Source organism: Rhodococcus sp. OK611 (assembly GCF_003050885.1).
In the GTDB taxonomy this organism is placed as follows: Bacteria; Actinomycetota; Actinomycetes; order Mycobacteriales; family Mycobacteriaceae; genus Rhodococcus_G; species Rhodococcus_G oryzae.
Genome location: NZ_QAOZ01000024.1, coordinates 64,948 through 86,439 on the forward strand (window position 1 = coordinate 64,948; position 21,492 = coordinate 86,439).

Here is a 21,492-nt window from a genome sequence, read left to right on the forward strand (position 1 = left end):
AGATTTGTAGGTGGCACTGTGGTGTACGGCAGGATGGCGGTGTGGTTCACGTAATCGATATCGACGATCCGGCCGACACCCGCCTGGACGACTTCCGCGACCTGAACTCGTCGGATCGGCGTCCGGATCTGCCGGAGGGCAAGGGTCTGGTGATCGCCGAGGGCGTGCTGGTGGCGCAGCGGTTGCTCGCCTCCCGGTTCGAGCCGATCAGCCTGCTCGGCGTGGATCGGCGGCTGAGCGAGCTGGCCGACGATCTCGAGGGCGTCGACGTCCCGTTCTACCGGACCTCCGCCGACGTGATGGCCGAGGTGGTCGGGTTCCATCTCAACCGCGGCGTGCTGGCAGCCGCGCACCGCCCACCCCCGCTGGAGCTGGAGGAGGTGCTGCGCGGTGCGCGCACCGTCGCGGTGCTCGAGGGCGTCAACGACCACGAGAACATCGGCTCGATGTTCCGCAACGCCGCGGGACTCGGGGTCGACGCCGTCCTCTTCGGCGGCAGCACCGCCGACCCGCTGTACCGGCGGGCGGTGCGGGTGTCGATGGGGCACGTGCTGCGGGTGCCGTTCGCGCGGGTGCCGGAGTGGCCGCGCGGGTTGCATGTGCTCAGGGACAACGGATTTCAGCTCATCTCCCTGACCCCGAATCCGTCGGCGGTGACGCTGGCCGAGGCGATGACGGGGGACAAGGTGGCGCTGCTGCTCGGGGCCGAGGGGCCGGGACTGTCGGAGTACGCGATGCGCAACACCGATGTGCGCGCGCGGATTCCGATGGCGCCGGGAACCGACTCCCTGAACGTGGCGACCGCGGCCGCGATGGCGTTCTACGAACGGGTCAGGACGGCCGGATGAGTGGTCCGGTCGGCGCCCGCACACCGTGGGCCACCGGCCTTGTGGTGTCGGGTTTCGCGGCCGTGCTCACCGGCGTCGGGGTGGCCGCCTGCGGGGCGGCGATGGCGGCGGTGCACCCGCTGCTGGCGCTGGTGGTCAATGTGCTGGTCGCGGTCGGTGTGGCGCCGACACTGTGGCAGTGGCGGACGGTGCCGGTGTGGCGCTGGGCGGTGCTCGGCGCCGTGGTGGGAGTCGTCGCCGGGTGGATCGCATTGCTGGCCGGGGCCGGCTGACCTCGGGTCAGTCGAAGCCGAACCCGAACCACTGGCGGATCCCGCGGAAGAGTCCGACCCGGGGCGCGCGGTCGGGCTTTCCTGAGAGGATCGAGGGAGGCGCCTCGCCCTCCTTGTAGACGGCGAAACCGCAGACTCCGACGGTGGCGGGGTCGATCTCGCCGTCGCGGACGGGCCCGGTGTAGCGGAACCCGAGCCACTCGGCGTTGGCCGCCTCGGCGAACTCGCCGGGATGGAACGGCAGCGCCTGCGGGTCGGGCAGCACCTCCGCCGGGTAGGCCATGGGATGTTCCCCGGCCCAGAACCCTCGTTCCCACACCAGCGGCAATCCGAAGTCCTCGTAGATGTGCACCGGCGTCGCGCTGAACGAGCGGCGCAGGGCCCCGCGTTCCCAGTACGCGAAAGATGCCCAGGCGGTGTCCGGTTCGGTACACATCAGATAGGTGCGCTCGGAAGCCAGTGGGCGAGTCCAGGATTCATCGAGTTTCGACGGATCGTGCACCGTGAGGTTCGATCCGCACACGACCGTGAGCCCGGGATAGCTGCCGACGTAGACCACGCCGGGTGACACCCCGGCCGAGGTGGCGAGGGGGCCGGGTTCGAGTGGCGTGATGATCATTTCGGGATAGAGCTTGCCGACCAGCGCGTGTGCCGCCTCGGCGTCGGGCTCGGGATGATCGCGGAGGACGGCCATGGGATCGGGGGCGTCGACGTACCAGATAGTTGATGCTTTGGCCCCCACAGCCTGCACCTCCCTTTCGTCGCTTACCTGAAAGGGTACGACCTGGGCGCGGTTTCGTGTGGGAGCGAAACCCCCACCCGTTTGGCCGCATACGCGTCCACGTATTCCTGGTCGGAGTTGGCGAGCAGGGTCCGCATCAGTTCGTCGGTCGCCTCGCGCACCGTCCCTTCGCTCGGAACGGCCGCGCGGTGATGCGCCAGATCCAGTGGCGCGCACACGGTGATGTGGACCTTGCCGAACCGCCACATCCGGGAACCGATCGGATTGACCGCGGGCGTGCCGCGCATCACCACGGGCAGGACCGGGGCGCCGGTGGGCAGCGCGACCCGCATGACGCCGGTCTTGCCGCGGTGCAACCGCCCGTCGGGTGAGCGGCTGCCCTCGGGGTAGATGCCCCAGACGCCGCCCGCCTCGAGAATCCCGGTCGCCGTCGTCAGTGCGCCCCGAGCGGCGTCCGCCCCGCTGCGGTCGATGGGGACCTGTCCGGTACAGGAGAAGAACCAGCGCGTGAGCCTGCCCTTGAGTCCGGTGCCGGTGAAGTACTCGCTCTTCGCCACGAAGGTGATGCGCCGTCGCACCATGAGGACCAGGAAGAACGAGTCGGCGACGGTCAGGTGGTTGCTTGCGAGGATCACCGGCCCGGTCGGCGGAATGTGCTCGGCGCCCTCGATCGTCGGCCTGCCGAACAGGCGCAGGACGGGTCCGATCAGGACGTACTTGAACAGCCAGTACCACACAGTGCGCGCTCCCGAGGTGATCGATCGACCGGTCGTAGACAGTGTCTACGCGTAGGTCGCCGATTCTGTCACCGAGTGTTAGACAATGTCTACGTGGACGACGAACCGCTACGGGACAAGCTGGTCAGGTGTGGTGTCGAGCTGCTCGAGCGGGAGGGCATCGCGGGGGTCAGCCTGCGCGCGATCACCAGGGCGGCGGAGGTGTCGCACGGCGCCCCGCGCCGGTACTTCCCGACACACAAGGCGCTGCTCGCGGCGATCGCGGCCGAGGGCCTTGCCGACCTCGCGGCCGTTGTCCGGTCCACCCTGGACGACGGCGACCTGCCTGCCCGGGACCGGCTCGTCGCGCTCGGCTGGGCCTACGTGCGCTTTGCCGATCGTCGGCGCGCGATGTTCGAGCTGATGTTCCGCCACGACCTGCTCGAGGGTTCGGGGGCGGAACTGCGGAGCACGAGTCTGCCGTTGTTCGGGTCGCTCGTCGCGCTGGTGGAGGAGGCGACCGCGGGCAGCGCGGATGCCAGGGAGCGGGCGCTCGGGATCTGGACGGGACTGCACGGGATGGCCGTGCTGGCGGCCGACCGCGCCCTGCAGGTCATCGGGGACCCGCAGGGCGCGGGCGCCCTCGTCGGTCGGACCGTGGACGCGCACCTCGCCCACGGATGAGCCCTCATGCCGAAAGCAAACAGGCAGCGATTCACTTTTCTGTAGTCTCCGCGTGACCATCGATCACAACTGGAAAGAGAAGCGATATGGGATCTCTCGGTGAATTTCTGCTCAGTGACGCCAACCCCCTGTCGGGCGTGATCGGGGGCATCTTGTTGACGATCGCCATGATTTTCGGCTCGACGGGGATCTAGCTTGCTCGAGGGCTCGGGTGCGGAGCTGCGACGCACCCGAGCCTGCTGCTCTTCGGCGGGTGAGCCCTCAGACCAGCTGCGGTGCGGTCTCGCTCAGGAAGTCGTCGATCTGCGCCCAGGTGGTCTGCTTCGCGCCAGGGCCCGCCAGCAATCCGAGGTGGCTGCCCGGCGCGGTCTCGAATCGGACCGATGGGGCCCCGGTCAGCAGGTCGGTGATGCGCGCGACGGAGGCGACCGGCGCGATGACGTCATCGGTGCCGCCGACCGCCAGCACCGGCACCGATAGCGCGGACAGCTCGACCGTGCGGGATCCGAGCCGGAATTGCCCCGCCGCCAGGGTGTTTCCCAGGATCAACTGGGTGCAGATCTGATGGAAGAACCGGGCCGGGTAGCCCGGCATGGCGGCCATGAACTTGTCGATGGATTCCATCCGGGCCAACGTCTCGGTGTCGTGCAGGTTGCGCGCGATGAACCACGGCTTGGTCAACTCACGCTGCAGTGCCGTGACCCGGTAGCTGGCCTGCACCACGGGGGCGGGCAGGCCGCCCAGTGCCCAGGTGGCGGTGGTGAGCGGCCGGTCTCCGGTGATCCGGCCGATGGCCCGCAGCGGTGCGATGGCCGCGATCTCCGTGTAGTCGACCGGCGTGCCGATCGCGGCGATCGTCCTGATCGGGAGGTCGGCGTGCGCCGCCCCGGTGAGCAGCGAGATCGTCCCGCCCAGGCTCCATCCGATCAGGTCGACGGGCGCGCCGTCGTGCAGCTCGGAGACGTGCCGCAGGGCCTCCGGGATGATGTCGTCGACCCAGGCCTCGAAACCGAGGCCCCGGTCCGCGGACGTCATGGTGCCGTAGTCGACGAGGTAGGGCGTACGACCACTGTCGAGCAGGTGTGCCGCGAGGCTCTGGCCCGGGCGCAGGTCGTAGCACTGGGCAGGCGCGGCGAGCGGGGGCACCAGGAGGACCGGGTTGGTGCCGATCTGGGGGCCGAACCGGTACAGGTCCCGGTGCAGGCCGCGGGTGATCTGCTCGGACGGGGTCGGCTCGGCCGCCTGGACTCCGTCGCCGAACGTCAGGCCCCATGCGTTCCGGGTCAGCGTGTTCAGCCGCGGACGCCAGTCGAAATCAAGCACAGTCTTCCCCCTGCTCACGTCAGATACTTAGTGTTACTCGGCGTAACTCTAAGTGATCCCCCGTGGCGGGAGTCGGTTCGGGTATCGGTCAGCCGCGACCGCTGCTGCGCACGCCGAGCAGGACGTCGTCCCAGGACGGCAGTGAGGGCTTGCCGCGCTTGTCCTTCGCGCCCTGGTGCTGCGGCGCCGGCTTCGGTTGGTGCTCCTCGTCCTCGGCGGGGACGATGTCCTCCTCCTCGAAGAGGGCATCCATGGCGCCGGGTTCGAGCGACTCGGACTCCGCCATCTCTTCTTCGACCTCGGCCTCGATCACGGCTTCGAGGACTGGGGAGTGCGGGTCCTCGGCGGAGATCGGGGCGAGTCCGCGCAGCGGGCGCCCGAAATCGGGATCGATCAGGTCGGTCGCGGCCGCATCGAGCGGGGCGATGGTGCCGCCGTGGGAGTCCGGCTGGAAACGCCAGTGCGCCGCATTGCGGGTGCGCCCGGCCTGCCATTCGAGCTGGGCGATCCAATGGCCCTCGTCGTCGCGCCACGCGTCCCACTCGGCCTCGTCGAGGTTGTGGCCGCGGGCGCGGAAGGCGAGGCCGACGATCTCGGCCAGGGTCAGGACGGTGGGGCCGTTCTCGCGCACCGGGTGACCGGCCTGCGCCATCTCGGCGGCACGCGAGCGTTCGAGGAGCACCGGGTGCGCGAAGGTCTCGATCTTCTTGACCGACACACCGGCCTCGGTCGCCACCTGCTCGACCGTGGCACCGGCCCGGATGCGGGCCTGGATGTCGCGGGGGCGGATGCGGCTCTCGGTCTCGATCTCGATCTGCCCGAACCGGGCGACGTCGCCCCGAGAGGCGGCGCGAAGCTTGTCGTCGGCTGGTACACGAAAGCGCTCGCCGCTCTCGCTGTCGGCACACACGATGTGTGTTCCGTCGGGCTCAAGTCCGATCACTCGAAGTTCTCGCACCGTGACCTCCCTCATCGCGTAGCTCGCGATATTGCCCTTGCCGACTGTAATCGACCCGTGATGGGGGTCGGGTCAGGACACGCCTCGCCCGGTCAACAGGTTTGGATCGGGGCGCGCTATTGTCTCTGGCCGAAATTCTGTCGAATTCGGGGCTACCCTCAGGAAATCGGACGTGGTCGGACCGGCGAGGGCACAGCGATGATCGAGAAGGCTCCGGATATGCGGGCAGCTCCCTCGCCCGCGCGTCGGGCGTGGGACGCGGTCGGCGCGATGCTCGACGGCCCCCTGACCGGGCTCGCTCCGTGGATCGTGCTCGCGGTCGTCGAGGGTCCGGGTCGCCTCGCCTGGGCTGCCGGGATCGCACTGTCGCTCTCTGTGTTGTTCGTCGCCGTCGATCTGCTGCGCGGGCGGTCCATGAAACTGCTCGGCGTGATCGACGTCGTGTTCTTCGCGGCGCTGCTGGCGGTGCACTTTCTGCTCGACCAGGCGGGGCAGGACTGGATGGAGACCTGGGTCGGCGAGATCGCGAACATCACGCTGGTGGTCATCGCGGTCGGCTCGATGCTGGCCCGGATGCCGTTCACCATCCAGTACGCGCGCGAGGAGGTGGACGAGCAGTACTGGCGGACACCGCGGTTCCTGCGGATCAACTACGTGATCACCGGCGTGTGCGCCGCGGCGTTCCTGGTCGCCGCGATCGCCGGGTTCTACGGCGATGCGGTGCTGCGCGACAGCGACAACCTGTGGACGGGGTGGGTGATCCAGACCGCGGCGATGCTGATCGCGCTGCAGTTCTCGGCCTGGTATCCGGAGGATCCGCGACCACCACTGAGCGCGTTGCTGGCCCCGCTGGCGGTGTGGCTGATCCCGGTCGGCATCCTGATCCTGACCGCCGACGGCGGCCCCGGCTGGTTGGGATACACCTTCATCGCGGCGGGGGTCGCCGCACAGGCATTTCTGCGAAAGGGAGAGTAGATGACTGGCCTCGAAGCCGATGACCTCGCGAACCTGCGCAGGGCAATCGAGCTCGCGAACGAGACCGGAGAGGCAGGCAACCGGCCGTTCGGTGCGGTGGTCGTCGGCGCGGACGGCGAGGTGATCAGCGAGGGCGCGAACTCCGTGGCCACTTCCGGCGACGTGACCGAGCACGCGGAACTCGACGCGATCACCACCGCCTGTGCGGAGGGTCGCACGGACGACCTGGTCGGCAGCACCGTGTACGCGAGCGGGGAGCCGTGCCCGATGTGCGGCGCGGCGATGGTGTGGGCGGGGGTGAGTCGGGTCGTGTTCGCGGCGTCGGCTGCGGGGTTCGGCGCGATCCTCGAGGGTGGACCGCGCTTCGGGCTCGGGTGTGCGGACGTCATCGCGTCCGCCGATGCAGGCATCGAGGTGAGCGGGCCGCACCTCGGCGACGAGGCGCTCGACCCGTTCCTGCGCTTCGTGGCGGCGAACCCGGACTAGCCTGCGGAAGGCGACTCGGCGGCTGACAGAATCAGCGCCATGTCGAATCGAAACAACATCTCGTCCGGCTCCGACTGGGAGTCGAAGATCGGATACTCGCGGGCCGTCCGCATCGGCCGGCAGGTGTCGGTGTCCGGTACCACCGCGTCGGGACCCGACGGCCCGGTCGGCGGTGACAGCCTCGCCGAGCAGACCCGTGAGGCGGTCAGCCGGATCGTCGCCGCCCTCGCAGAGGCGGGCGCGAAGCCCGAGGACGTCATCCGCACCCGGATCTACCTCACCGACATGAGCCGCTGGGAAGAGGCCGGTCTCGCGCACGGTGAGGTCTTCGGCGAGATCCGTCCCGCCACCACGATCCTCGAGGTGAGCGCGCTCATCGATCCCGCGCTGCTTGTCGAGATCGAGGCCGACGCGATCATCGCGGAGTAGATCTCCACTCGCCGCAACAGGTCAGCCCCCGACGCGAAGTCGGGGGCTGAGCTGTTTCCCGGATCAGGAGCTGAACTGCATCGCGTCGTCCTCGAGCCGGCCGTGCCGCAGCGTCACCACATCGTGCGCGTAGCTCATGCCGAGCTGCCACGGTGCCTTGGTGCCGGTCCTGGGGAACTCGTTGATGGAGCGCTGGACATAACCGGCGGCGAAGTCGAGCAGCGGGCGGGTGGACAGGGCCGGGTCGTCGTTGGTCGGCACGCACACCGTGTGACCCTGCCGGTCCATGTGCGCCAGGAGACGGCACACGTAGTCGGCGACGAGGTCGGCCTTGAGCGTCCAGGACGCATTGGTGTAGCCGACCGTGAAGGCGAAGTTGGGCACGTCGCTGAGCATCATGCCCTTGTAGGCGAGGGTGTCCGGCAGAGATACCTCGCGGCCGTCGACGGCGAATTCGATCCCTCCGAACGCGAGCAGGTTCAGGCCGGTCGCGGTCACGATTACGTCGGCCGCGAGCTCCGCGCCGGACTCGAGCTCGAGGCCCCGCTCGGTGAAGGTCGCGATCCGGTCGGTTACCACCGACGCCTCGCCGTGGCGGATCGCCCGGAACAGGTCGCCGTCCGGCACCAGGCACATCCGCTGGTCCCAGGGGTTGTAGCTCGGCGTGAAGTGGGTGTCGATGTCGTACCCGGCGGGCAGTGCTCGCTGCTGGGCTCGCCGGAGGTACCACTTGACCAGGCGTGGCTGGCGCTGGCTGAGTTGGTAGGTGGCGGTGGAGAACGCGACGTTCTTCCAACGGGCGATCGGGTAGGAGAGCCTGTCGCCGAGCAGTCGCCGCAGCCCGTTGGTGGTCGGGTCCTTGGCGGGCAGGGCGGCGATGTAGGTGGGGGAGCGCTGCAGCATCGTCACGTGCTCGGCCCGGTCGGACATCGAGGGCACCAGGGTGACGGCGGTGGCGCCACTGCCGATCACGACGACCCTCTTGCCGGTGTAGTCGAGGTCCTCGGGCCAGTGCTGGGGGTGCACGATCCGGCCCTGAAAGCGGTCGGTGCCTTCGAAGTTCGGAGTGAATCCCTCGTCGTAGCGGTAGTAGCCGCTGCAGACGTAGAGGAAGTCGCAGGTGACCGCGACGGTGTCGTCGCCGTGCGTGGCCTCCACGGTCCATCGGGTGTCTTCGCTCGACCACTGGGCGCGCACCACCCGGTGTCCGAATCGGATCTGCTTGTCGATCCCCGCCTCGCGGGCGGTGTCCCGGACGTACTCCAGGATGGCCGGGCCGTCCGCGATCGTCTTCTCGTCCGTCCACGGCCGGAACCGATAGCCGAGGGTCTGCATGTCGGAGTCCGACCGGATCCCGGGGTAGCGGAACAGATCCCAGGTGCCCCCGATGGCATCGCGGGACTCGAAGATCGCGAAGGACCGGGTGGGGAACTTGGCCTGGATCTGGTGGGCGGCGCCGATCCCGGACAGTCCGGCACCGACGATCAGCACGTCGATGTGTTCGGTCACGGCGGACCTCCTCGGAGACGGGGCAATGTATATGTGACCGAAGGTACCGCATAGGCTGTCGTTCCGAAATGGTGACCGGTCGCCACCTGTGTTGACTTGCGATCCTCTGTCGCCTTTACTTAGGCAGACCTAACACAGTGCAGGCTAAGCTAATCTCTGGCGGAGGGACTTCGTGCTCACCGCAGTTGTCAGGACCGATCTGCCATGTATGACATCTTCACCCTTGCCCGTGCGGCCGACGCCGTTGCCGACCTGTTCGACGACCCGACCTTCCTGGCCGACACGGCCCGCCGCGCATCCGCGGAGGAGGCCACCGCGTTCTCCGCGTTGCTCGAGGCGGCGGGCCGCGACGACATCCGAGCGAGTTTCCCTGACCACGATCACCGGCCCCTAGGGGCGGCTACCCGCCCGCACCGTTGTTCGGGTTGGTGCAGATGGTGCCCTCGCACGGGACTGCCGTGCCGTCGCCGTTCGGGTTCTCCATCACCGCGCCGCCGTTCTGCTGCGGGTCGGTCCCTGCGCCGTGGTCCGGGTTGGTGCAGATGGTGCCCTCACACGGAACGTACTTTCCGCTGCCATCGGGGTGCGGGATGGCGTCCGGTGCGACGTAGCTGCCGATGGGGCATCCCGGATCCTGGTTGCGCGCACAGTATTCGGTGCTCAGGTTGTTGCCGGTGGAGCCGTCCGCGCCGACGGGTCCTTGTGCCGGGGACACCACGACCGGCGGCAGCGACACCGGAGGGGTTTCCGGGGTCAGTGCGGCCGGGGTCGCCGGCGCGGCCGTGGTGGTCGGCGCGGACGTGGTCGACATCGCCGCCGACGTCGTGGTCGTGGATATGTCCGAGGAGTCATTTCCGCATCCCGCGGCGAACGCGGCCAGGGTCAGTGCGGCGAGGACGACGAAACTGCGTTTGAACATCAAGCGATTCCCTCCCAATCGATGTCAGTCGCTGCCGATCCTGTCATCCCTGGGCCGAGAAGTGCGGCAACCCATGCGGATGCGGTCTGCCGTAGAAAGCAGTCAGCCCCCGGCAGGCGATGTCGGGGGCTGACTGTTGCTGGGTTCGGCTCAGAGCTGGCCGACCACCCAATCGATGCTCTTGGTCAGCGCGGTGACGTCCTCGGGATCGATCGCCGGGAACATACCGACGCGCAGCTGGTTGCGGCCCAGCTTGCGGTACGGCTCGGTGTCCACGATTCCGTTGGCGCGCAGGATCTTCGCCACCGCAGCTGCGTCGATCTTGTCGTCGAAGTCGATGGTGCCGACGACCTGGGAGCGGTGCGCCGGATCGGCGACGAACGGGGTGGCGAACTCGCTGGCCTCGGCCCAGTTGTACAGGCGCGAGGACGAATCGGCGGTGCGCTTGGTGGCCCAGTCCAGCCCGCCGTTGCTGTTCATCCACTCGATCTGGTTCGCGAACAGCAGCAGGGTGGCCAGCGCCGGGGTGTTGTACGTCTGGTCCTTGGAGCTGTTGTCCACCGCGATCGGCAGCGACAGGAAGTCCGGGGTCCAGCGGCCCGTGGACTTGATCTCCTCGACGCGGGCCAGGGCGGCCGGGCTCATGATCGCGATCCACAGCCCGCCGTCGGAGGCAAAGCACTTCTGCGGTGCGAAGTAGTAGACGTCCGAGTCGGCGATGTTCACCGGCAGGCCGCCCGCACCGGAGGTGGCGTCGATCGCGATGAGCGCGTTCTCCGAGCCGGCCGGACGCGACACGGGGATCGCGACACCGGTGGAGGTCTCGTTGTGCGCCCAGCCGATGAGGTCGACCGACGGGTCCGACACGGGCGCGGGCGCGCTGCCCGGCTCGGCCGAGACGACGATCGGGTCGCCGATGAACGGGTTGGCCTTGGCCACCGAGGCGAACTTGGAGCTGAACTCGCCGTTGGTCAGGTGCAGGGACTTCTCGCGGATCAGGCCGAACGCGGCCGCGTCCCAGAACGCGGTGGTGCCACCGTTGCCGAGCACCACCTCGTAGCCCTCGGGCAGCGAGAAGAGGTCGGCCAGGCCGGAACGCACCCGGGCGACGACGTCCTTGACCGGCTTCTGACGGTGGCTGGTGCCGAACACCGAGGCGCCAACGTCCACGAGCGACTGGAGCTGCTCGGGGCGGACCTTGGACGGTCCGCAACCGAATCGGCCATCGACGGGCTTGAGGTCGGCGGGGATGATCGGGGTGGTCATCGGTTCGAGTTCCTTCTCGTTGGTGGTGCGAACGGGCAGAGGGCCCGAATCAGCCGGCGATCTGGTCCCAGCCCTGGACGGACTCGGGGGTGCGGGGCTCGGGTCCGGTGTAGATGGCAGCCGGGCGGACCAGCTTGCCGAGACGCTTCTGCTCCATGATGTGCGCGCACCAGCCGGCGGTACGGCCACAGGTGAACATCGCGGGCATCATGTGCGCCGGGACCTCGGCGAAGTCGAGGATGACGGCGGCCCAGAACTCGACGTTCGTCTCGATCGCGCGGTCCGGGCGGCGCTCGCGCAGCTCGGCGAGGGCGGCCTGCTCGAGCGCGGCGGCGGCCTCGTAGCGGGGCGCGTTCAGGCGCTTGGCGGTGGCGCGGAGCACGCGGGCGCGGGGGTCCTCGGCGCGGTACACGCGATGCCCGAAGCCCATCAGCTTCTCCTTGCGGTCCAGGATGCCCTTGACGAGAGCGCGGGCGTCACCGCTCTTCTCGGTTTCCTCGATCATCGGGAGGACGCGGGCCGGGGCGCCGCCGTGCAGCGGGCCGGACATTGCGCCGATGGCGCCGGAGAGCGACGCCGCGACGTCGGCGCCGGTGGAGGCGATGACCCGGGCGGTGAAGGTGGAGGCGTTCATGCCGTGCTCGGCGGCGGAGACCCAGTACGCGTCGATGGCCTCGGTGTGCGCCGGGTCCGGGTCACCCTTCCAGCGGGTCATGAAACGCGCGGTGACGGTGGGGCATTCGTCGATGACCTTCTGCGGCACGGCGGGCTGGTAGACACCGCGGGCCGACTGCGCCACGTAGGACAGCGCCATCACCGAGGCGCGGGCGAGCTGCTCGCGGGCGGTGTCGTCGTCGATGTCGAGCAGCGGCTGGTATCCCCAGATCGGCGCCAGCATGGCCAGGCCGGCCTGCACGTCGACGCGGACGTCGCCGGTGTGGATCGGCAGCGGGAACGGCTCGGCGGGCGGCAGGCCCTGGCCGAACTCGCCGTCGACGAGCAGTGCCCAGACGTCGCCGAAGGTGACGCCGCGACCGACCAGGTCCTCGATGTCGACTCCGCGGTAGCGCAGCGCGCCACCGTCCTTGTCAGGCTCGGCGATGTCGGTGGTGAAGGCGACGACGCCCTCGAGACCGCTGACAAAATCCTCGGGTACTGCCGCGCTCGCTGCCATTGCTCGTGGACTCTCCTCGTCGTCTTCGGTATTCGCCCGGTCCGGGCTGCTCCGCCTAAGTCATCGCCGTCTGCGGGGCGCATGCATGGTGTGCAGGCTCTGCGCCGCCGTGACTGGTGACCCTGCCTCGCGGGAATCGCGGGTGCGATCCACGGTCGACAGGGTGGGTCAGGTCAAACTCTAGCCCGTTGCGTGGCGTGGGTGAGCGGCACATACCCGGGAGTAACGTCAGCGGCTGTGTCACCCGATTCCGAGCCCGAGTCCGCCGCGAACCCCGACCTCGCCGCGATGCGGGTCGGCTATGCCCATCAGGACCCGAATCCTGCTGTGCCGGAGGGAAATCTCGGCGCGGAATCGCTGCGCGGAGGCTGGTACCCGTTGCTGCGCCGGTGGCTGGACCAGGCGCGCTCGTCCGGCATCGCCGAACCCAATGCGATGGTGCTCGCCACGGTCGACGCGGCGGGCAGGCCGGCCTCGCGGACGGTGCTGTGCAAGGGGCTGTCCGAGGACGGGCTGGTGTTCTACACCAACTACGAGTCGAACAAGGCGCGGGAGCTGGCCGGCTTCCCCTACGCGTCGGCGACCTTCTCCTGGATCGCGTTCGCCCACCAGGTGACGATCAGGGGATCGGTCTCCCGGGTGGACCCGCTGGTCACCGAGAAGTACTGGCACACCCGGCCGCGTGGTTCCCAGCTCGGTGCCTGGGCCTCGAACCAGTCGAGCCCCATCGATTCCCGCGCCGCGCTCGAGGCGCAGCTGGCCGAGGTCACGGCCAGGTTCGCGGACGTCGACGACGTGCCGGTGCCCCCGAACTGGGGTGGCTTCCTGCTCCGTCCGGACAGCGTGGAGTTCTGGCAGGGCAGGGCGAACCGGATGCACAACCGGGTGAAGACCACGCTGACGGACGGCGTCTGGACCGCGGAGCGATTGCAGCCTTGACCGAGGTCACGCGCAGGCGGCTGCTGGCCGACGTCACGCCGCTGCAGAACCAGGACTTCCGTCGGCTGTGGGTGGCGGGCATCGTCACCGTGATCGGCGCCCAGATCAGTGTCGTGCTGGTGCCGCTCCAGGTCTACGAGATCACCAGGAGTTCGGCCTATGTCGGATTGACCGGCCTGTTCGGGCTGGTCCCGCTCGTCGTCTTCGGCCTGTGGGGCGGCGCGCTCGCCGATGTGATGGACCGCCGCAGGCTGATGACGTTCACGACGATCGGGCTCGCGGTCACCTCGGTGCTGTTCGGGGCGCAGGCCGCGGCGGGGGTGAACAACGTCTGGCTGGTGTTGGGGCTGTTCTCGCTGCAGCAGGCGTTCTTCGCGGTCAACTCGCCGACCCGTAATGCGATCATCCCGCGGCTGCTGCCCTCGCGAGCGCTGCCTGCCGCCAACTCGTTGAACATGACGGTCTTCCAGTTCGGCGCGATCGCGGGCCCGCTGCTGGCGGGTGTGCTCGTCCCGTTGACCGGGCTGGCCGTGCTGTACCTGGTCGACGCGATCGCGCTGATGGCGACGCTGTGGGCGGTGCTGCGGTTGCCCGCGCTGCCGCCGACCGGCACCGCCACCAGGGCCGGGCTCCGGGCGGTGCTCGACGGCTTCGCGTACCTGTCCACGCAGAAGGTCCTGCTCGCGTCGTTCGTCGTCGACATCATCGCGATGGTGTTCGGCATGCCGAGGGCGCTGTTTCCGCAGATCGCGCACGAGAGCTTCGGCGACCCGGTGAGCGGCGGCGTCGCGCTGGGTCTGCTGTTCGCGGCCATGTCGGCGGGCGCCGTGATCGGCGGCGTGTTCTCGGGGTGGCTGCCTGGGGTCAGGTACCAAGGACGGGCGGTGGTGGCCTGCATCGTGGCGTGGGGCCTGGCGATGGTCGGCTTCGGTGTCGCCGTCGGGTTCGCCACCCCCGAAAGCTCGGCGGTATTGCTCTGGGTTGCCCTCGGTTTCCTCGCGTTTGGCGGCGCCGTGGACATGGTCTCGGCCGCGTTCCGCAGCACGATGCTCCAGCAGGTGGCGACCGACGAGATGCGCGGGCGGCTGCAGGGGGTGTTCATCGTGGTGGTCGCGGGCGGGCCGCGGATCGGCGACGTCCTGCACGGCGCGGCGGCCTTCGCGGTCGGCACCGCGGCCGCCGCGGCCGGCGGCGGGGTGCTGGTGGTGATCGGGGTAGGACTGGCCTGCCTCGCGTTCCCGATGTTCCTGCGGTACCGGGTGCGGCACGACTGATCTCACGCGACCGATCCCACGGGGCGGTGGCTTTGGTGGGATGGGTGCCGTCGCGCGCCGATTGGTGGACACTGTGTGCCATGTGCGAGTCGTGTCATGTCTGAGTCCGTCAACGGCGCCGTTCGCTCGTCCGGTCTGAGCAGCTTCAAGATCGAGCACGGTGATTACCGCGCCGAGGTCGTCCCCCGTGGGGCCGGTCTCCGGCTGCTGGAGATCGGCGGCAGTCCGCTCACCGAGACCTCGCCCGCGGGGGAGAAGCCGCCACTGTCCGCCGGACTGGTCCTCGCGCCGTGGCCGAATCGGATTCGCGACGGCTACTTCATCTTCGACGGCGTCGAACATCAGCTGGCCATCACCGAGCCCGCCAGGAACAACGCGATCCACGGGCTGGTGCGCCGCGACGACTGGGAGCTCGAGGAGCACACCCCGAACCGGGTGCGGCAGAGCATCCGCCTCGGCCTGCACAAGGGCTGGCCCTACCCGCTGCAGCTCACGACAACGCACGAGCTGGGACCGGCGGGGCTGACCGTCACGCACACGGCCGAGAACATCGGCGCGATGCCTGCACCGTTCGGGATGGGCGTGCACACCTTCGTCCGGGCCGGCGACACCCCGCTCGACGAGTGCACGCTGCGGCTGACCGCGGGCACCCGGTTGCCGCTGGACCAGGAGCGGATGCTGCCGGTGGGCAACTCCGAGTCGGTGTACGGCACCGAATTCGACTTCACCGCCCCCCGCTCGCTCGACGGCGTCTGGCTGGACACGCCTTTCAGCTCGATCGTCCCGGATCCGGACGGCCGTGCCCGGCACGAGTTACGCGCCCCGGACGGTTCGGGGGCGGTGCTGTGGACCGACCGCCAGTTCGGCTGGATCCAGGTGTTCACGGCGGATCCGGAGCGCGGTCAGGGCTATCCCGGCCGCGGCCGAGCGCTGGCGATCGAACCGATGACCTGCCCGCCGGACGCGTTCAACACGGGCATCGACCAGGTGGTACTGCGGTCCGGCGAGACCTGGACGGGGACCTGGGGTCTCGGCGCGCTCTAGTGGTAAATCCCACTCGGCGTGGACCCTCCCTGGGCAAGGGGGCGTAACAGCGACTAGGTTCTATCCGACTGATAGTGCTACTCGCTGATCCGAGTTTGAGAGGGATCCTTCGTGCCCGCTGCCGATGACACCACACCGACGCTCAGCTACCCCGGTGGCGAACATGCGATGACGATTGCCCGAGCAACTGAGGGCAATGACGGCATCGAGCTGGGCAAGCTCCTGTCCGCGACCGGGTACACCACCCTGGATCCCGGATTCGTCAACACCGCCTCCACCAAGTCGGCGATCACCTACATCGACGGCGAACAGGGAATCCTGCGTTACCGCGGCTACCCGATCGAGCAGCTCGCGGAGGGCTCGACCTTCCTCGAGGTCAGCTACCTGCTGATCTACGGCGAGCTGCCCTCGGTCGACGAGCTGGCCGCCTTCACCACCCGCATCCAGCGCCACACGCTGCTGCACGAGGACCTCAAGCGGTTCTTCGACGGTTTCCCGCGCAACGCGCACCCGATGCCGGTGCTGTCCTCCGCGGTGAACGCACTGTCCGCGTACTACCAGGACTCGCTGGACCCCGACGACCCGGAGCAGGTGGAGCTTTCCACCACGCGCCTGCTCGCGAAGATGCCGACCATCGCGGCCTATGCGTACAAGAAGTCCGTCGGGCAGCCGTTCCTGTACCCGGACAACTCGCTCTCGCTCGTCGAGAACTTTCTCCGGATGACGTTCGGCTTCCCGGCCGAGCCGTACGAGGTCGATCCCGAGGTCGCCAAGGCGCTGGACATGCTGCTGATCCTGCACGCCGACCACGAGCAGAACTGCTCGACGTCGACGGTGCGCATGGTCGGCTCGTCGGACGCCAACCTGTTCACCTCGGTCTCGGCCGGCATCAACGCGCTCTGGGGCCCGCTGCACGGCGGCGCCAACCAGGCCGTGCTCGAGATGCTCGACGAGATCAAGGCAGGCGGCGGCGACGTCAAGGAGTTCGTCCGCAAGGTCAAGAACAAGGAAGACGGCGTGAAGCTCATGGGCTTCGGGCACCGCGTCTACCGCAACTACGATCCGCGCGCGGCGATCGCCAAGAAGGCCGCGGACACCATCCTGGCCAAGCTCGGCGGCGACGACGAGCTGCTCGAGATCGCGAAGGCGCTCGAGGAGGCCGCGCTCACCGATGACTACTTCATCGAGCGCAAGCTGTACCCGAACGTCGACTTCTACACCGGCCTGATCTACCGCGCGATGGGCTTCCCGACCCGGATGTTCACCGTGCTGTTCGCCATGGGCCGGCTGCCCGGCTGGATCGCGCACTGGCGCGAGATGCACGAGGACCCGGCCACCAAGATCGGCCGCCCGCGTCAGATCTACACCGGCTACAACGAGCGTAACTACACCGATCTGGGAAGCAGGTGACTCGGATGAGTGACGAGCCCGTGATCGAGTTCCAGGACGGCCCCCCGCCGACCGAGCTCGTGATCAAGGACATCACCGTCGGCGACGGTGCGGAGGCCACGCCCGGCGCCAAGGTCGAGGTCCACTATCTCGGCGTCGAGTTCGAGTCCGGCGAGGAGTTCGATTCCTCCTGGAGCCGCGGCGAGTCCATCAACTTCCCGCTGTCCGGCCTCATCGCCGGCTGGCAGGAGGGCATCCCGGGGATGAAGGTCGGTGGGCGCAGGCAGCTCACCATCCCGCCGGAGCTGGCCTACGGTCCGGCAGGCGCCGGGCACCAGCTCTCGGGCAAGACCCTGGTCTTCGTCATCGACCTGCTCGATGTCGTGGTTCCGCCCGCCGCACCGGTCATCGAGCCCGCGACGGGTCCGGCCCCGGCCGAGCTGGTCATCGAGGACATCACCGTCGGTGACGGCGCGGAAGCGCAGCCCGGTGGCGTCGTCGATGTCCACTACCACGGTGTCGAGTTCGACACGAACAAGGTGTTCGATTCCTCGTTCCAGCGTGGCGAGTCCGTGAAGTTCCCGCTCGGCCGGCTGATCCCCGGTTGGCAGGAGGGGATCCCCGGCATGAAGGTGGGCGGTCGCCGCAAGCTGACCGTCCCGCCGGAGCTCGCCTACGGGCCGGCCGGCTCGGGTCACCCGCTCGGCGGCAAGACCCTGGTCTTCGTCATCGACCTGCTGGACGTCTAGCAGATCTTTGCCTCGAGAGGCCCCGTATCGCGTTGCGGTACGGGGCCTTTCGCGTGCTCAGGGTTCGAGGACGAACGGCACGTTCACGACACAGGTGATCGCGCCCGGTAGCTGGTAGCTGCCGGCGACCTGTCCGATGCCGAAGCCTCCTGCCGCGGGACCGGTCGTGACGATGATGGTCTTGATGTCGCCCGGGTCGAGACTCACCGACGGTGTCGTTCCGCCGGGGAACTGAAAGAAGTTCCTCACCACGATCCCGCCCAGGCCACTGGGGATTTGCGCGTTGTGGATCTTGATGGTCCCCGATGGACCCGCGACCACCGGTCCGCACGCAGGGTCGGTCCCGATCTGACCGCCCATCGGGGTGGCGGCGCCGGCAACCGGCGCGCTGAACAGCGCGCCCGCGGCGGCGGCTCCGGCGATCAGCAGCGCGGCGGACACACGGGTATTTCTGGTGAGCATTGTTCTTCCCTTCGCGAGTCGTCTAGGGATGATGGCGACCGCCCGGTTTGCGGGCGTGCCGTTGTCCATCGTTACTCGCTCAGGGGCGATCGCACATCCCCCGGCTCACGGCCGGTGCGGGAACTCCAGCACCAACCGGGCCCCACCGAGGTCGCTGACCTCGAAGTATGCGCGGCCGCCGTGCAGCTGCGCCTGCTGTGCCACGAGCGCCAGCCCGAGGCCGGAACCGCCCTTGCTGGCGCCGGCGCCGCGGTAGAAACGCGCGAAGACCGCCTCGCGCTCGGTCTCGGGCACCCCGGCGCCGTCGTCGTCGACGGTGATCCTGACGGTGTCGGGGGACGTGCGGCGGGCGGCGAGGACCACCAGCGTGGCGCCGCCGTGGCGGATCGCGTTGGCGATGGCGTTGTCCAGCGCCAGGCGCAGCCCGGCAGACAGGCCGCGGATCACCAGCGAGGGCTCGGATTCGACCCGGACCTGTACGTCCGGATGGTGTCGCCGCGCGTCCTGGGCGGCGAGGTCGCAGAGTTCGACGACATCGGTCGGGACGTGGTCGTCGTCGCTCGACAGTTCCCCGGAGGCGAGGCGTTCGAGCGCGGACAGGGTGGCCTCGACGCGGCCCTGGGTCCGGGCCAGGTCGGCGAGGATCTCGGCCCGCTGTGACTCGTCGAGCTCGAGGGTGCTGAGCACCTCGATGTCGGTGCGCATCGCGGTCAGCGGGGTGCGCAGCTCGTGCGCGGAGACGGCCGCGAAGTCGCGTGCGGTATCGAGGGCGGCGGTCGTCTGGGACTGGGCCTCGGCGATGCGTCGCAGCATGAGCTCGATGGCGTCGGCCAGCTCCTCGGCCTCGCGGACCCCGGACGCAGTCGGCGGCGGGCCCTCCTGCGGTGGTCCGCCGCCGATCTGGTGGGTGAGCTGCACGATCGGGCGGACGGCCCGACCGCCGAAGATCCAGCCGAGTCCGGCCGCGGCGGCGATCGCGAGCAGCCCGGCGATCAGCACCCATTGCTGCTGATCTGCGGTCACGTCCTTGGCCTCGGCGGCGGGCACCGCCAGCGAGACCGTCGTAGTGGTGCCCGCCACTGCGGTGGTGTTCACGCGGTACGCGGTGTGGTCGACGTTCACCGTGGCGGCGCCCTCGGGCAGCTCGGGGAGCTGGGTGGGGGTGCTGGCGGCGAGCGCGCCGTCGTTGCGGATCGTGACGGCGAACGCGCCCGCGTCGCCGAACCGGGGCAGGAACATCGAGGCGGTGCCGATGTTGACGATCAGCACCTTCGCGGCGGTCTCCAGCCTGCGGTCGAGCTGGCTCATGTTGTTGCGGGAGATCGCGAGGGCGACGAAGACGCCGAGCAGCGCGACGATGATGGTGGCGCCGAGGGCGGTGGCGGCCGCCACCCGGACCCGCAGCGAGTACGAGTGCCCGCGCCTCACGGCATTTCCCGGAGCACGAACCCGACTCCTCGGACGGTGTGCAGGAGGCGGGGCGAGCCGTTCGATTCGAGCTTGCGTCGCAGGTAGCCGACGAACACGTCGACCACGTTGGTGTCGGCGACGAAGTCGTAGCCCCATACGAGCTCGAGCAGCCGCTCCCGGCTCAGCACGACGCCGCTGTTGCGGGCGAGGATGGCCAGCAGCTCGAATTCTCTTTTGGTGAGCTCGATTTCGCGGTCGCCCTCGTGGGCCCGCCTGCCCAGCAGGTCGACGGTCAGCGGGCCGACGGTGATCGCGCCCTGCGGTGCGGGTGCGGCGGGCGGCGTCGTCCTGCGGCGCAGCATCGCGCGGATGCGGGCGACCAGTTCGGCGAGTACGAAGGGTTTGACGAGGTAGTCGTCGGCGCCCGCCTCGAGCCCCGACACCCGGTCGTCGACGGAGGCGCGGGCGCTGAGCACGCAGATGGGGATGTCGTTGCCCATGGCACGCAACGCCGTGACGACGCTCGCGCCGTCGAGGACCGGCATGTTCATGTCGAGGACGATGGCGTCTGGGGAGCGGTCGGCGACGACGGTGAGAGCCTCGGCCCCGTCCGAGGCGGTCAGGATCGTGAAGCCGGACAGGCGCAGGCCCCGTCGCAGGGACACGAGCACGTCCTCGTCGTCATCGACGACGAGGAGGGTGGCGTTGGCGGGTTCGGTCACCACGCCATTGTGCCCGGAACGGTGATGGAAATTCTGCGGCAAGGCGCTGGTGTCAACCTGGATTGACACTCGTCTGGGCGGCGCATAGATCTGGGTGGGTCCAACGCCGAAACTCTTGATTTCTTGTCAGACCCTCGGCGTAGAATCGAATGTATGTTCGAGAACGGTGGCGGGGTCGGTGAGGTGAGGTCCGGTGTCGAGGCGGAGGCCGCCTCGCTGCTGGCCGATGTCGCTGCCCTCGACGAGGTCGATCGGTCTTGTCGGGCGGAGAATCGGTTTGCGGCGCGGAAGGTGTTGGCGGCGGGCCGGTTCTGGGAGTCGTGGATCGAGCGCGATGTCCGGTTGGGGTCGGGTGACATCGTGGACTGTGGCAACGGTGCGGTCGCCGAGTTGGCGGTGCGGATGGGCTGCTCGAAGACCGTCGCGGAGTCCCATGCCTCGCTGGGGATGGACCTGCGGTTGCGGCTGCCCCTTGCCCGGGCTGCGTTCGAGTCCGGTGAGTTGGATCTGCCTCGGGTGCGGGCGATCAGTCGTGAGACGACGGGGCTGAAGCCGGAGACGGTGGCGGCATTGGAGCCGGGGATCGTGGCGGCGGCGCGGCAGCTGACGCCGGGCCCGTTGGCCGGTGAGATCGGGCGGCTCGTCTCGGAGTTCTCGGCGGAGGAGGCGGCCGCGCAACGGGAAACCGCGCAGGAGTTGGGGCGCCGCATCGTCAAGCGTTCGCGCGGAAATATGTCCGCCATCGAGGTGAATGTGTCGCCGGAGGAGGCCGAGCAGGTGATGCAGCTGGTCACCGAGTTCGCGGCCACGGTCTGTCCGCATGACAAGCGCGGCAAGCAGTGCCGGCTGGTGGATGCGGTGTTGGCGATCATGCACGGCGAGCCGTACCTGCGGTGCAGCTGCGACCGCACTGACTGCGCGCAGGCGGGCCGGGCCGCGCTGCCGGGGCGGCGGGCGCCGCTGACCCAGGTCACCATGGACGTTGCGACGCTGGTGGGGCTACTGTCCGAACCCGCCTACCTGCACGGCCACGGACTGATCGACCCCGAGCTGGCCCGCAGGCTGGCGGCGGACGGGACGTGGCAGGCACTGCTCACCGAGGCACTCAACCTGGCCGAGGAACTAGGGCTGGTCACCCATCGGGAGGACGACGGGACCGACAACGGCAACCACGGCGCCGCCGACTGCGACGGGGCCCACGA

Annotated in this window: 23 protein-coding genes and 1 pseudogene; 13 read left to right on the plus strand and 11 right to left on the minus strand. The window is 69.1% G+C overall.

The genetic code is table 11. The features are described from left to right. Nucleotides 1-41: 41 nt before the first annotated feature. Both C8K38_RS25550 and C8K38_RS25555 read left to right on the plus strand, forming a co-directional pair. Nucleotides 42-848, plus strand: coding sequence for a TrmH family RNA methyltransferase (locus C8K38_RS25550; protein WP_027500962.1), 807 nt, complete (start codon nucleotides 42-44; stop codon nucleotides 846-848). Continuing rightward, complete coding sequence (locus tag C8K38_RS25555) at nucleotides 845-1,120, plus strand: DUF2537 domain-containing protein (RefSeq protein WP_097214232.1); 276 nt, start codon at nucleotides 845-847, stop codon at nucleotides 1,118-1,120. The genes C8K38_RS25550 and C8K38_RS25555 overlap by 4 nt, the downstream gene beginning before the upstream one ends. Nucleotides 1,121-1,127: 7 nt before the next feature. Here C8K38_RS25555 and C8K38_RS25560 read toward each other — a convergent pair whose 3' ends face one another. Both C8K38_RS25560 and C8K38_RS25565 read right to left on the minus strand, forming a co-directional pair. Next, nucleotides 1,128-1,862 carry a DUF6928 family protein gene (locus C8K38_RS25560; RefSeq protein ID WP_097214233.1) on the minus strand — a complete coding sequence of 245 codons (735 nt, stop codon included), beginning with the start codon at nucleotides 1,860-1,862 and terminating at the stop codon, nucleotides 1,128-1,130. A gap of 23 nt (nucleotides 1,863-1,885) precedes the next feature. Beyond that, the gene (locus C8K38_RS25565) at nucleotides 1,886-2,599 is read right to left on the minus strand and encodes a lysophospholipid acyltransferase family protein (protein WP_097214234.1); all 714 of its coding nucleotides are present in this window, start codon (nucleotides 2,597-2,599) and stop codon (nucleotides 1,886-1,888) included. A gap of 93 nt (nucleotides 2,600-2,692) precedes the next feature. Here C8K38_RS25565 and C8K38_RS25570 point away from each other — a divergent pair, with 93 nt between their 5' ends. Next, nucleotides 2,693-3,262: a TetR/AcrR family transcriptional regulator gene (locus C8K38_RS25570; protein WP_097214235.1), complete on the plus strand. Its 570-nt coding sequence runs from the start codon at nucleotides 2,693-2,695 to the stop codon at nucleotides 3,260-3,262. A 261-nt stretch (nucleotides 3,263-3,523) separates the two neighbouring features. On the opposite strand, the gene C8K38_RS25575 is transcribed toward C8K38_RS25570, so the two are convergent. Next, a complete protein-coding gene (locus C8K38_RS25575) occupies nucleotides 3,524-4,585 on the minus strand; it encodes an alpha/beta fold hydrolase (protein WP_097214236.1) in 1,062 nt (353 codons plus the stop codon). A gap of 88 nt (nucleotides 4,586-4,673) precedes the next feature. Next, the gene (gene sepH / locus C8K38_RS25580; RefSeq protein ID WP_179800715.1) at nucleotides 4,674-5,543 is read right to left on the minus strand and encodes a septation protein SepH; all 870 of its coding nucleotides are present in this window, start codon (nucleotides 5,541-5,543) and stop codon (nucleotides 4,674-4,676) included. 198 nt (nucleotides 5,544-5,741) lie between these two features. Here sepH and C8K38_RS25585 point away from each other — a divergent pair, with 198 nt between their 5' ends. The 3 genes from C8K38_RS25585 to C8K38_RS25595 are packed head-to-tail and all read left to right on the plus strand — an operon-like array spanning nucleotide 5,742 to nucleotide 7,433. Further along, nucleotides 5,742-6,518: a hypothetical protein gene (locus C8K38_RS25585; RefSeq protein WP_097214238.1), complete on the plus strand. Its 777-nt coding sequence runs from the start codon at nucleotides 5,742-5,744 to the stop codon at nucleotides 6,516-6,518. Continuing rightward, complete coding sequence (locus tag C8K38_RS25590; RefSeq protein WP_097214239.1) at nucleotides 6,519-7,004, plus strand: nucleoside deaminase; 486 nt, start codon at nucleotides 6,519-6,521, stop codon at nucleotides 7,002-7,004. A 39-nt stretch (nucleotides 7,005-7,043) separates the two neighbouring features. Continuing rightward, the gene (locus C8K38_RS25595; protein ID WP_179800716.1) at nucleotides 7,044-7,433 is read left to right on the plus strand and encodes a RidA family protein; all 390 of its coding nucleotides are present in this window, start codon (nucleotides 7,044-7,046) and stop codon (nucleotides 7,431-7,433) included. 63 nt (nucleotides 7,434-7,496) lie between these two features. On the opposite strand, the gene C8K38_RS25600 is transcribed toward C8K38_RS25595, so the two are convergent. The 4 genes from C8K38_RS25600 to C8K38_RS25615 form a co-directional block, all read right to left on the minus strand. Then, nucleotides 7,497-8,942 (minus strand): flavin-containing monooxygenase, encoded by a 1,446-nt coding sequence (locus C8K38_RS25600; protein ID WP_097214241.1) that lies wholly within the window; start codon nucleotides 8,940-8,942, stop codon nucleotides 7,497-7,499. 400 nt (nucleotides 8,943-9,342) lie between these two features. Beyond that, on the minus strand, nucleotides 9,343-9,861 hold the full coding sequence (locus C8K38_RS25605; RefSeq protein WP_257017839.1) for a hypothetical protein: 519 nt from the start codon (nucleotides 9,859-9,861) through the stop codon (nucleotides 9,343-9,345). A 150-nt stretch (nucleotides 9,862-10,011) separates the two neighbouring features. Beyond that, nucleotides 10,012-11,127 carry a phosphoserine transaminase gene (gene serC / locus C8K38_RS25610; RefSeq protein ID WP_027500951.1) on the minus strand — a complete coding sequence of 372 codons (1,116 nt, stop codon included), beginning with the start codon at nucleotides 11,125-11,127 and terminating at the stop codon, nucleotides 10,012-10,014. A gap of 49 nt (nucleotides 11,128-11,176) precedes the next feature. Next, nucleotides 11,177-12,301, minus strand: coding sequence for a citrate synthase 2 (locus C8K38_RS25615; protein WP_077042735.1), 1,125 nt, complete (start codon nucleotides 12,299-12,301; stop codon nucleotides 11,177-11,179). A 237-nt stretch (nucleotides 12,302-12,538) separates the two neighbouring features. Here C8K38_RS25615 and pdxH point away from each other — a divergent pair, with 237 nt between their 5' ends. The 6 genes and pseudogenes from pdxH to C8K38_RS27940 all read left to right on the plus strand — a co-directional run bounded on the left by pdxH (nucleotide 12,539) and on the right by C8K38_RS27940 (nucleotide 17,696). After that, complete coding sequence (pdxH, locus tag C8K38_RS25620) at nucleotides 12,539-13,240, plus strand: pyridoxamine 5'-phosphate oxidase (protein ID WP_257017840.1); 702 nt, start codon at nucleotides 12,539-12,541, stop codon at nucleotides 13,238-13,240. Then, nucleotides 13,237-14,514: an MFS transporter gene (locus C8K38_RS25625; RefSeq protein WP_097214242.1), complete on the plus strand. Its 1,278-nt coding sequence runs from the start codon at nucleotides 13,237-13,239 to the stop codon at nucleotides 14,512-14,514. Before pdxH ends, C8K38_RS25625 begins: the two co-directional genes overlap by 4 nt. A gap of 96 nt (nucleotides 14,515-14,610) precedes the next feature. Continuing rightward, nucleotides 14,611-15,558: an aldose 1-epimerase family protein gene (locus tag C8K38_RS25630; protein ID WP_097214243.1), complete on the plus strand. Its 948-nt coding sequence runs from the start codon at nucleotides 14,611-14,613 to the stop codon at nucleotides 15,556-15,558. 111 nt (nucleotides 15,559-15,669) lie between these two features. Then, nucleotides 15,670-16,968 carry a citrate synthase gene (locus C8K38_RS25635; protein WP_077042733.1) on the plus strand — a complete coding sequence of 433 codons (1,299 nt, stop codon included), beginning with the start codon at nucleotides 15,670-15,672 and terminating at the stop codon, nucleotides 16,966-16,968. A 5-nt stretch (nucleotides 16,969-16,973) separates the two neighbouring features. Further along, nucleotides 16,974-17,324, plus strand: a pseudogene (locus C8K38_RS27935) (FKBP-type peptidyl-prolyl cis-trans isomerase); the annotation flags it as partial. Between the two features lie 30 nt (nucleotides 17,325-17,354). Continuing rightward, nucleotides 17,355-17,696: an FKBP-type peptidyl-prolyl cis-trans isomerase gene (locus tag C8K38_RS27940; protein ID WP_246045248.1), complete on the plus strand. Its 342-nt coding sequence runs from the start codon at nucleotides 17,355-17,357 to the stop codon at nucleotides 17,694-17,696. 57 nt (nucleotides 17,697-17,753) lie between these two features. Here C8K38_RS27940 and C8K38_RS25645 read toward each other — a convergent pair whose 3' ends face one another. The 3 genes from C8K38_RS25645 to C8K38_RS25655 form a co-directional block, all read right to left on the minus strand. Next, a complete protein-coding gene (locus C8K38_RS25645; RefSeq protein WP_143548531.1) occupies nucleotides 17,754-18,158 on the minus strand; it encodes a hypothetical protein in 405 nt (134 codons plus the stop codon). A 105-nt stretch (nucleotides 18,159-18,263) separates the two neighbouring features. Further along, nucleotides 18,264-19,550, minus strand: a complete 1,287-nt coding sequence (locus tag C8K38_RS25650; RefSeq protein WP_097214257.1) for a sensor histidine kinase — start codon at nucleotides 19,548-19,550, stop codon at nucleotides 18,264-18,266. A 32-nt stretch (nucleotides 19,551-19,582) separates the two neighbouring features. After that, nucleotides 19,583-20,290, minus strand: coding sequence for a response regulator transcription factor (locus C8K38_RS25655; RefSeq protein WP_097214258.1), 708 nt, complete (start codon nucleotides 20,288-20,290; stop codon nucleotides 19,583-19,585). A gap of 153 nt (nucleotides 20,291-20,443) precedes the next feature. Here C8K38_RS25655 and C8K38_RS25660 point away from each other — a divergent pair. After that, nucleotides 20,444-21,492 (plus strand): DUF222 domain-containing protein (locus tag C8K38_RS25660; protein WP_143548532.1); only part of this gene is annotated, 1,049 nt, incomplete at its 3' end.

Bases quoted from the DNA above. Each gene is read 5' to 3' on its own strand.
- C8K38_RS25645 (WP_143548531.1), bottom strand. From the start codon at position 18,158: ATGCTCACCAGAAATACCCGTGTGTCCGCCGCGCTGCTGATCGCCGGA.
- C8K38_RS25595 (WP_179800716.1), top strand. From the start codon at position 7,044: ATGTCGAATCGAAACAACATCTCGTCCGGCTCCGACTGGGAGTCGAAG.
- C8K38_RS25555 (WP_097214232.1), top strand. From the start codon at position 845: ATGAGTGGTCCGGTCGGCGCCCGCACACCGTGGGCCACCGGCCTTGTG.
- C8K38_RS25615 (WP_077042735.1), bottom strand. From the start codon at position 12,301: ATGGCAGCGAGCGCGGCAGTACCCGAGGATTTTGTCAGCGGTCTCGAG.
- C8K38_RS25590 (WP_097214239.1), top strand. From the start codon at position 6,519: ATGACTGGCCTCGAAGCCGATGACCTCGCGAACCTGCGCAGGGCAATC.
- C8K38_RS25585 (WP_097214238.1), top strand. From the start codon at position 5,742: ATGATCGAGAAGGCTCCGGATATGCGGGCAGCTCCCTCGCCCGCGCGT.
- C8K38_RS25605 (WP_257017839.1), bottom strand. From the start codon at position 9,861: ATGTTCAAACGCAGTTTCGTCGTCCTCGCCGCACTGACCCTGGCCGCG.
- serC (WP_027500951.1), bottom strand. From the start codon at position 11,127: ATGACCACCCCGATCATCCCCGCCGACCTCAAGCCCGTCGATGGCCGA.
- C8K38_RS25630 (WP_097214243.1), top strand. From the start codon at position 14,611: ATGTCTGAGTCCGTCAACGGCGCCGTTCGCTCGTCCGGTCTGAGCAGC.